A 10832-nucleotide genomic window follows, 5' to 3' on the forward strand; every position below is an offset into this window, starting at 1 on the left:
TAATTATTTTAAATTGATTCTTCTAAAGATTTATCGAAAACCCCGGCAATGACACGCTCGTGTCGTCTCTTAAAACGCACAGAACTTCCAGCTGCGGGTGATCCATAGAACTTCCTGCTGCAGACTCTCATATTCCTGGCTTCATCAAAATGCAATAATAAATGCCCGTAAGCCCCCATATTTCTTGGTTCTTCCTGTGCCCAAACGAGGTCATCTGCATTCTTATATTTCTTAATGGTCTCCTTCATCTTCTGAACCGGAAGTGGGAATAATTGCTCCACCCTCACCAAAGCAACATCGTCGCGCTCATTCTTTTCTCTGTGATCTAAAAGATCATAATAAAATTTACCGGTACAAAATACCAATGTTTTTACTTTTTTAGCATCAGCATTACCTTCGTCTATAAGAGGTTGAAAACTTCCGTTTGCAAATTCCTCTTTAGTGGAAATTACTTTTGGATGTCTTAAAAGACTTTTGGGTGTAAAGACAATAAGGGGTTTTCTAAAGTTTGCTTTCATCTGTCTCCTTAGCAGGTGGAACATATTTGCTGGTGTTGTAATATCTGCAACAAACATATTATCTTTAGCACAAAGCTGAAGAAAACGCTCCATTCTACCCGAAGAATGCTCTGCACCCTGTCCTTCATAACCATGTGGAAGAAACATTACCAGACCATTCTGAAGCTTCCATTTATCCTCGGCTGCAGATATATATTGATCTATCATGATCTGCGCCCCGTTTACAAAATCCCCGAATTGCGCTTCCCATATTGTTAATGTTTGCGGACTTGCCATGGCATACCCATAATCAAAACCTACAACTCCATATTCAGAAAGCGGAGAGTTATAAATGAAGAACTCCCCTTTTCTCCCTTCTATATTATTATGTAATATTATTTCTTCTTCACTGTCTTCTACTTTCACAATGGCATGACGGTGCGAAAAAGTCCCTCTTTCACTATCCTGACCACTAATACGAACATGATAACCCTCTGTCATTAAGGAACCGTAAGCAAGATGTTCTGCCATGGACCAATCTAACTGATTGGTTTCAAAGTACATTTTATTTCGCAGGTTAACCAACTTATCGATTTTACGAAGGAATTTTTTACCCTCAGGTAATTTCGAAATCGCTTCTGCAACCTTATCCAGTTTTTCAAGTTCAAAGGTGGTATCCACCTCCTCCATCATCTTATCTTCCTGTGCATTTTCAAAGCCTTCCCATTCATCCTGCATAAACGGAGTAATTTCCGTTTTATCTTCTTTTCGGGAATCTTCGAGATTCTCTTCAAGTTTTGCTTTATATTCTTCTTCCAGTTTCTTTATAAAACCATCATCAATTACACCTTCTTTCTTAAGCTTTTCAGCATAAATATCTCTGGTGTTTTCCTGTTTCGCTATGGCTTTATACAGCTTTGGCTGAGTAAATCTTGGTTCATCACCTTCGTTATGACCATACTTTCGATAACCCAAAAGATCAATAAATACATCCCGGTGAAATTTCATCCTGAATTCCAGTGCGAATAGAATTGCATGAACTACAGCCTCGGCATCATCTGCATTAACATGTAGCACAGGAGATAAAGTCACTTTCGCAACATCCGTACAATATGTAGAAGATCTCGCATCCAGGTAATTGGTGGTAAAACCAATTTGATTGTTAACCACTATATGTATAGTACCACCGTTTTCATATCCTTCAAGCTGTGCCATTTGCACAACCTCGTAAACAACACCCTGGCCTGCTATAGCAGCATCGCCATGAACCAATATTGGCAAAACTTTAGAACTGTCGCCATTGTAGCGACGATCCTTTTTGGCTCTGGCAATACCCTCTACTACGGGTCCAACTGTTTCCAGGTGAGAAGGGTTTGGAGCGATATTAATATTAATATCATTACCGTTATCTGTTTTGCGACAAGAAGTCCACCCCAGGTGATATTTTACATCCCCGTCAAATATATCCTGCTCGTAGTCTTTACCATCAAACTCGCTAAAGATATCTTTAGCACTCTTCCCAAAAATGTTCGTAAGGGTATTGAGACGACCACGGTGAGCCATCCCCATGACAAAATCCTGTATCCCTAACTCTGCTGCCCGTTCTATTAACGCATCCAGTGCCGGAATTAAACTTTCACCCCCTTCCAGGGAAAAGCGTTTTTGACCCACGTATTTGGTGTGCAAAAAACTTTCAAAAGAAACTGCCTCATTTAATTTTTTAAGGATCTGCTTCTTTTGATCAGCACTAAACTGCGGATGGTTCTCGTTTATATTAAGTTTATTCTGAATCCATTGAATTTCCTCCGGCTTCCTGATAAACATATATTCCACCCCTATGGATTCGCAATAAATCTTTTCCAGGTGGTTAATAATTTCTTTCAGCGTCTTAGGTCCAATACCCAACACCTCACCTGCGTTAAAGGTAACGTCCATATCTTCCTTAGAAAGACCAAAATTTTCAACATCTAAGGTTGGGCTGTATTTTCTTCTTTCCCTTACCGGGTTTGTCTTTGTAAATAAGTGACCTCTTGTCCTGTACCCGTCTATTAAACGAATTACCTGAAATTCCTTAACTACATGCTCAGGAATTTCTCCTTCTTTAAATTCTGCCGGAGCCGATTCCAGGATCTCCCCGGAAACGCCATCCTGTTGCATCCCAAAATCAAACCCTTGAAAAAAAGCCCTCCAACTGGGCTCTACTTTGTCAGGATATTGTAAATACTGGTCATAAAGTTCTGCGAAATATGCGGTATGTGCGGCATTTAAAAATGAAAATCTATCCATAATTTGAAACTAATGTTTCTTTTTAAGTGTAACAACAAAAATACAATTTTTAAAAAAAACACCTTGCCGTATCCAGTCTTTTATCCTAAGTATTATCATTTTTTAACATAGACAAGATGAAATACCTTATAAAAAACCAGATAACCATGATTTATTAATAAGGGAAATAAACATTAGACCTGCCTCTCCATAAGAGACTCTCCAAATTTCCTTAAAGGTTCTTTTTTCTCTTCGGGAATTTTTATTCCCTCCAGAACCTCAAATGCTTTTTCTGTATATTTTTGAATCTCCTGCCTTGTAAGTTCAGCAGCACCGCTCGACTGAAAGATGGTTTTCACCGCCTCAATTTTGCCTGAGCTTTCGTTCGGATTAATCGAGTAAAGATGCTTTAACTGCTCTCCTTCACTCTTCCCTGAAGATTCTAAAGCTTTTAAATAAAGAAAAGTCTTCTTATTTTCAATAATGTCGCCTCCCGGTTGTTTCCCAAAACTTTCAGGATCTCCAAATGCATCGAGGTAATCGTCCTGCAATTGAAAAGCAATACCAAGATAACATCCATACTGATAAATAGCCTCTTTACATTCGGGACTCTCTTCAGCAACAATGGCGCCCATCTGCAGGGAAGCACCTACAAGAACGGCCGTTTTATATTCAATCATTTTGATATATTCCTCTATGCTCACATCCTCCCTTGCTTCAAAATCAATATCATATTGCTGACCTTCACAAACCTGTGTTGCTGTCTTTGAAAACAATTTTGCAAGCTCTTTAAAAATTTTGCCATCATAATTTTCAAATAATTGATAAGCATTAATAAGCATTGCATCACCCGAAAGTATACCAGTATTAATCCCCCATTTTTCATGTACCGTTAACTGCCCCCGCCTAATTGGCGCATCATCCATAATATCGTCATGAACCAGTGAGAAATTATGAAAAATTTCAATTGCAAGAGCCGCATCCAACGCCTTGCGATAATCTGCATTAAAAATTTCTGTGGCCATAAGAAGGAGTACAGGCCTAAGACGCTTCCCCCCCTGGGAAAGGATATAAACCATAGGTTCATATAAATTTTTTGGCTCGCGTACTTTTATTTTGTTCTCCAGATATTCCGAAAATACTTCCCGGTATTCAGAAATAGATAGCATAAATTTCAATTTTCAGCTAAAATACCATAATTGAAGTTATTTCAAATTTTGGAACAATGTTAAATTAAAGTAAACTACGGAAACTTTATTTGTTTTTAAAGTTTCCCAACACTACTTTTGCACCTTCAAATTTTTAAGCTTTGAGAGAGAAGATTTTAAGTACGGCAAGTGATATGTTTTTAAGCCTTGGGTTTAAAAGCGTAACCATGGATGATATTGCGGACAAGCTTGGAATATCAAAAAAGACAATATACACTCATTTTTCAACAAAAAATAAGCTGGTGCAGGCCACAATAGTGCATCTCTTTGAAGTTATTCAAACCGGTATAAATGATATTCGGGCCCAGAAAAAAAACCCCATTATTGAATTATACGAAATTAAACGTTTTGCCATGCGCTATTTAAAAGATGAAAAAGCGTCCCCCCATTATCAGCTAAACAAGTATTACCCAAAAATAGCTCAGAATATTGAGAAAAAGAATTTTAACATTGTACAGGAATGCGTTACAGATAACCTTGAACGAGGAATAATTTCCGGTCATTATCGTACTGGAATTCCCGTTTCCTTTATTGGCAGGATACACTATCTGGGAATGGCCGGAATAAAAGATTCAGATGTATTTCCCCCTGAAGAATACAGTAAGCCAAAACTTATGGAATATTTCCTGGACTATCATTTACACGCGATATGCACTTCAAAAGGATTAAAAATTTTAGAAGAATTTAAAAAAGATCATGAGAATTTTAATTAAGCTCAAACTGGCAGCGGCCACAATTTTAATGTCTGTACCCGCCCTATCCCAGGAGGAAAACCAGGTGCCGGAATACAATTTATCCCTTGAGGAAGCTATAATTTTTGGAATGGAGAACAACTACAGCTCCAGAAATGCACAAAAGGATGTAGAAATTGCGCTAAAACAGAAATGGGAAATTATCTCCCAGGGATTGCCGCAAATTGGAGGTAATATTGATTATCAGAACTATATTAAACGACCGGTAACTCTGCTTCCTGCTGCTGCTTTCGATAATACCCAGAGTACGATTGATATTGTGGAAAGCTATTTTGAGGGCCTTCAAAGGAACGACGTGCCTATTAATGCCCCAGACGGTTTTATCCCTGTACAATTTGGCACACAACAAAGCCTTAATGCCACCGCCACCTGGAACCAGTTAATTTTTGACGGCTCCTATATTGTAGGAATCCAATCGGCAAGGACCCTTTTGCAGATTTCTGAAAACGCAAAGACCAAAACAGATCTTGAGGTAAAAAGGGCAATTATCAATGCTTACGGAAATGTTCTTTTAGCTGAAGAAAATGCAGAAATCCTTAAAAAGAATGAAGCAACAGTACAAAAAAACGTGGATGAGACCAGTATCCTTTATGACAACGGAATGGCAGAACAGGAGGATGTAGAGCAACTTCAAATAACCCTTCTTGGACTGCAGAACAACCTGAACCGCAGCATACGAATGTTGGACATAGCTTATGAAATGCTAAACCTTACACTAGGCATTCCTGTTGAGGCTGAAGTCACCTTAACAGAAGACCTGGATGAACTTACCATGGAATATTTCGATCTGGCACTGCTTCAAAAGCAGGTTCCTGTTCAGCAAAATATAGATTACCGTATTGCTCAAAACACAGCTGAAGCTGCAAATATTGAGGTAAGACTGGAAAAGGCCAAGGCGCTGCCAACCTTAACAGGATTTGTAAATTACGGGCTACAGGGGTTTAGCGAAGAGTTTTCTTTCTTAAGTAGCGATCAGGAATACTTTGACCAATCTATTTTAGGTGTGACCTTAAATATTCCAATTTTCAGCAGTGGAATGAGGAGTTCCAGAACCCAACAAAAAGAAATTGCCTACGAGCAGGCACTTATAGATCTTGAACGCACAGAAAATGAGGTTAAAAATCAGGTAAATTCTGCTAAAGCTGAATATGAATTTAGTTTGGAAAATTATCAGAATCAGAAGAAAAACCTGGAACTAGCTGAGCGTATAGAGAATAAAAACCAGATTAAATTTTTTGAAGGCCTTGCCAGCAGTTTCGAATTAAGCGAAGCTCAAAGGCAATTATACAATGCGCAGCAAAGCCTGCTCCAGGCCATGCTGGATGTGATTGTTGCCAAGGTCGAGTTGGAAAATTTGCTTGACACAACAAAATATAGTAATGAAGATTAACAGGTACATTATAAATTCACCAATGAGAAAATTAGCAATCTTACTTAGCCTTCCAATTATACTTTTTTCCTGCGGAAGTGAGGAAAAAAAATCTGTAGATGCCGTTCTTCAGGATGGCGATTTAAGCGAAATCAGACAGAAAAAATCTGAATTAAGCAAAGAACAGAGTGAGCTTACCAGGCAGATCAATCGTCTGGATGAAGCTATAAATGAGCTCGATGTAAACCGAAGCCGCCCTTTGGTAAATATAGAGACTGTGCGGGATACTGTGTTTAAACATTATGCCGAGGTACAGGGGGATGTAGCTACAGATCAGAATATAGTTATATATCCTGAAACTTCAGGAATCCTCTCAGATGTTCGTGTGAGTGAGGGACAGGAGGTTTCCCGTGGGCAAACATTGGCAGTAGTTGATGATGGCGGACTCTCCAGCGAATTGGCTCGCTTGGAAACTCAACTTTCTCTGGCAGAAACTACTTTTGAGCGCCAGGAGCGTTTGTGGAACCAGAATATAGGATCAGAAATGCAGTATCTGGAAGCCAAATCCAACTTTGAATCTGCGCAAAACTCTGTGAACCAATTACGAACGCAACTTGCAAAAAGCACTATAAAAGCCCCTTTCAGCGGAATTATTGATGAGGTCATAACAGAGCAAGGCGAAGTTGTATCCCCGGGCCAAAGTCAGTTATTTAGATTGGTAAGCCTACAAAATATGTATGTTGAAGCTAATGTGCCGGAGAATTACCTCAATCAGGTTAGTGCAGGCAGCGAAGTTATTGTCCAAATTAACTCCATAGGAAAAGAATTTACAGGCGAAGTAAAACGAGTAGGTAACACTATAAATCCTAATAACAGGACCTTTAGAATAGAGGTTGCCATTCCTAATGAGGATAAGATGGTAAGACCAAATCAAATTGCTACACTAAGAATAAACGATTATACAAACGAGGACGCAATAGTGGTTCCCGAAAATGCAGTACAACAGAATTCCCAGGGAAATAACCTTGTCTATATTTGGGAATCCCAGGGGGAAAATACAGGAACAGCGAGAGAAGTTAATGTAGAAACAGGTTATGTTGCTCAAGGTGTAATAGAAATTACCTCAGGACTGGAACCGGGAACAACTATAATTACTGACGGTAGTAGAAATCTTCGTGATGGTCAGGAAATAAAAACCAGAAATTAAAAATTTGCAATGAACAAGTTAGATAGGGAATTCAAACTTTCTTCCTGGGCTATAGACAATAAGATGACGGTGTACGTTATCATGGCCATTATTCTTATAGGAGGGCTAATGTCTTATTATGCCATGCCCAGGGAATCTTTCCCCGAGGTTATTACTACAGAAATTTATGTTAGCTCGATAAATCCCGGGAACTCTGCGGAGGATGTGGAGAAGTTCATAACCGAGCCCCTGGAAGAAGAGTTCAACGATGTTGCCGGAATAAAGGAAATCTCCTCAACTACGCTGCAGGATTATTCCCTGGTTATAGTAGAATTTGAAGATGATATAGATGTAGATGTTGCCAAACAAAAAATTAAGGACAAGGTAGATATGGTGAAAGCCGAAACCACCTGGCCTACACTGGACAATGGTGCTAAAGTTGAACCAAATGTTTTTGATCTTAATATTTCTGAAGAGCAATCAATTTTAAATATTAACCTTACTGGTAATTATACCGTTCAACAGTTAAAAGAATTTGCCGAATACCTTCAGGATCGTATAGAAATTTTACCTGAGATTAAAGAAGCCAGTATCCAGGGCGCCGAAGATATGGAGGTCGAAATTGCGGTGGACATCTATAAAATGAGTGCTTCACAGGTAAGTTTTGATAACATCATTAATTCTGTAAGCGCAGAAAACCGTACAATTTCCGGAGGAAATATTATCACCAGCGGAGTAGAGAGAAATATCAGGATACTCGGTGAAATTGAGGACCCTGAGGAACTGCAAAATGTTGTTGTAAAACGTGATGGAGGAAATGTTTTTCTAAGGGACATTGCACAGATTAACTTTAGGGAAAAAGATCCCACCACCTTCGCTCGTGAATACGGAGATCCAGTAGTAATGCTGGATATCAAGAAGCGTAGCGGTCAAAATATGGTAGAAGCTATAGAAGATATTAAACAGATTATAGCTACAGAACAGGCGGAGTATCTGCCGGAAAGTCTACACATAAGCCTAACCAATGACCAGTCTACAAACACAGAAAAACAGGTAAATGACCTGGTAAATAACATCATCTTTGGGGTTATTCTGGTAGTACTTGTACTAATGTTCTTCTTAGGCTTTAGAAATGCTCTTTTTGTGGGATTGGCAATCCCGTTATCCATGTTTTTATCCTTTATTGTTCTATCCAGTTTGGGATATACCTTAAATACAATGGTGCTCTTTGCCCTGGTAATGGGACTCGGCATGCTGGTGGACAATGGTATTGTGGTAGTAGAGAATGTTTATACGCTTATGGATGAAGGCATGTCCAGGAAACAGGCAGCAAAACAAGGATTGGGTGAAATTGCCTGGCCAATTATTGCATCTACAGCCACAACACTTATGGCCTTTTTTCCGCTTGCACTATGGCCGGGAACAGTTGGAAAGTTTATGATGATTTTCCCTATCACCCTTTCCATTGTATTGGGATCCTCATTATTTGTAGCATTAATTATTAACTCAATGCTTACTTCAGAATTTATGGAAACTGAAGAAGAGGAAATGAATAAGAAAAAACTTATTAGGTACACCGGAATCATGGGCGGCGTTGGACTCCTGTTATTAATTACCGGCTATCTGTTACCATCTGGCGCCTTACGTGCTTTTGGAAACCTTCTGATCCTTGGCGGAATTTTGCTTTGGGTTTATAAATATTTACTTGCCGGAGGAGTAGAATTCTTCCAGTTTAAAGCTTTAAAAAAGCTTGAAAACTCTTATGAAAGCACTTTAAAATTTGCACTTAGAGGAAAGAAGGCTTACATTTTCTTCTTTGGAACTGTGGCAATGCTATTCCTTTCTATTGTTTTAATTGCGCTGGTACAGCCTAAAGTATTATTTTTTCCGGAAAATGAACCTAAGCAGATTATAACTTATATTGAGTATCCTGAAGGGACAGATATTGAAAGGACCAACGAACTTACCAAAAGGATAGAGCAACAGATCTTTGACGTCATTGAAAAATATGAAGATGAAGATGGTTACAACTTTATGGTAGAATCTGCTATCTCCCAGGTGGGACAGGGAGCCGGAAATCCTCAAACCGATGGGGGGCAGCAAAACGCCATGCCTCATAAAGGAAAGATCACCCTTTCTATGCGCCCGTTTGAGGAGCGGCAAGGGGTTTCCAGTAGCGAAGTACTATCTGAAGTTCGCGAAGCAGTACAAGGTTTCCCAGGAGCATCTGTAGTTGTTGAGAAGGATGCGGCCGGACCTCCGTCAGGTTACCCGGTAAACATTGAGCTAAAAGGTGAGAATTATGAACAGATGCTCGCTGAAGCCGAAAATTTACGTTCCTATATTCAGGACCTTAGTATTGGCGGAATTGAGGAATTAAAAATTGACGTCAACAAGGCCAAATCTGAACTTGAAGTCCAGGTGGACCGTAGAAAAGCCGGACAATTAGGAGTTTCCACTTCTGCCGTTGGTCAAACGCTTAGAAGGGCGATCTATGGTGAAGAAGTTTCCACCTATAAAGAGGGGGATGATGATTATCAGGTGAACGTAAGGCTTAATGAAGAAGACAGGTACAATGAAAACGTATTGTTCAATCAGCCAATTACCTTTAAAGATCAGAATACTGGGGCACTGGTACAGGTCCCAATCTCATCGCTGGTGGAAACCAAAATGACTTCTTCCTTCAGCTCTATAAAAAGAAAAGACCTAAAAAGGGTAATCACCTTATATTCCAATGTATTACAAGGATATAACGGGAATGAAGTTGTTGAACAATTAAGGAGCGAATTGCAGAATTACGAATTACCCGAAGAGGTAAGCCTTGAATTTACCGGAGAGCAGGAAGAACAGGCAGAAAACATGAACTTCCTTATTAAAGCTTTACTTATTGCTTTGGGAGGTATTTTGCTTATTCTCGTTGCTCAATTTAATTCAGTTTCCAAACCTGTAATTATTTTAATGTCAGTATTACTAAGTCTTGTTGGGGTATTCCTTGGACTGGTAATTTTCCAAATGGACTTCATCATTATAATGACGATGATGGGAATTATTTCCCTTGCCGGTATTGTTGTAAACAATGCCATCGTATTAATAGATTATACACAAATCCTGATAGACAGGAAAAAAGAAGAACTAGATCTGGAAGAAGATCAGCTTTTGACCCGTGAACAATATTTTCACGTGATCGTAGCAGGTGGAAAATCGAGGTTAAGGCCAGTATTGCTAACCGCTATCACCACCGTACTTGGACTTATTCCTTTAGCCATTGGTTTGAACATTGACTTCTTCACACTATTTACAGATTATGATCCGCAACTTTATATTGGAGGGGATAACGTAATATTCTGGGGACCTTTGGCCTGGACGGTAATCTTCGGACTTATCTTTGCGACTTTCCTTACACTTATTATAGTACCTATTATGTTCTATCTTGTAAACAGGGCGAAAGTCAAATTCAAAAATAAACGTCTGGAAAGAAAAAAACAGAAGCAACTTTCTTCTTCATAAAAAATAAAACCCGAAGCGCTCGCTTCGGGTTTTTTTATATTTTCGGAA

General features: G+C 39.2%; 6 protein-coding genes. 4 read left to right on the top strand and 2 right to left on the bottom strand.

The window, feature by feature from the left end:
* Positions 1-8 precede the first annotated feature (8 nt).
* Both RM549_RS17915 and RM549_RS17920 read right to left on the bottom strand, forming a co-directional pair.
* A complete protein-coding gene (locus tag RM549_RS17915; RefSeq protein WP_311687331.1) occupies positions 9-2783 on the bottom strand; it encodes a 2-oxoglutarate dehydrogenase E1 component in 2775 nt (924 codons plus the stop codon).
* Positions 2784-2956: 173 nt separating this feature from the next.
* Positions 2957-3931: a polyprenyl synthetase family protein gene (locus RM549_RS17920; RefSeq protein WP_311687333.1), complete on the bottom strand. Its 975-nt coding sequence runs from the start codon at positions 3929-3931 to the stop codon at positions 2957-2959.
* Between the two features lie 140 nt (positions 3932-4071).
* Here RM549_RS17920 and RM549_RS17925 point away from each other — a divergent pair, with 140 nt between their 5' ends.
* From RM549_RS17925 to RM549_RS17940, 4 genes are read left to right on the top strand one after another with little or no spacing between them, the layout of a single operon-like run.
* Positions 4072-4683, top strand: a complete 612-nt coding sequence (locus RM549_RS17925; protein WP_311687335.1) for a TetR/AcrR family transcriptional regulator — start codon at positions 4072-4074, stop codon at positions 4681-4683.
* A complete protein-coding gene (locus RM549_RS17930) occupies positions 4667-6112 on the top strand; it encodes a TolC family protein (protein ID WP_311687340.1) in 1446 nt (481 codons plus the stop codon). The genes RM549_RS17925 and RM549_RS17930 overlap by 17 nt, the downstream gene beginning before the upstream one ends.
* Positions 6113-6134: 22 nt before the next feature.
* Positions 6135-7298, top strand: a complete 1164-nt coding sequence (locus tag RM549_RS17935; protein ID WP_311687342.1) for an efflux RND transporter periplasmic adaptor subunit — start codon at positions 6135-6137, stop codon at positions 7296-7298.
* A 9-nt stretch (positions 7299-7307) separates the two neighbouring features.
* Positions 7308-10784 carry an efflux RND transporter permease subunit gene (locus RM549_RS17940; RefSeq protein ID WP_311687344.1) on the top strand — a complete coding sequence of 1159 codons (3477 nt, stop codon included), beginning with the start codon at positions 7308-7310 and terminating at the stop codon, positions 10782-10784.
* Positions 10785-10832 lie beyond the last annotated feature (48 nt).

The sequence above is a fragment of the Autumnicola patrickiae genome, assembly GCF_031846525.1.
GTDB classification, from domain to species: domain Bacteria; phylum Bacteroidota; class Bacteroidia; order Flavobacteriales; family Flavobacteriaceae; genus Autumnicola; species Autumnicola patrickiae.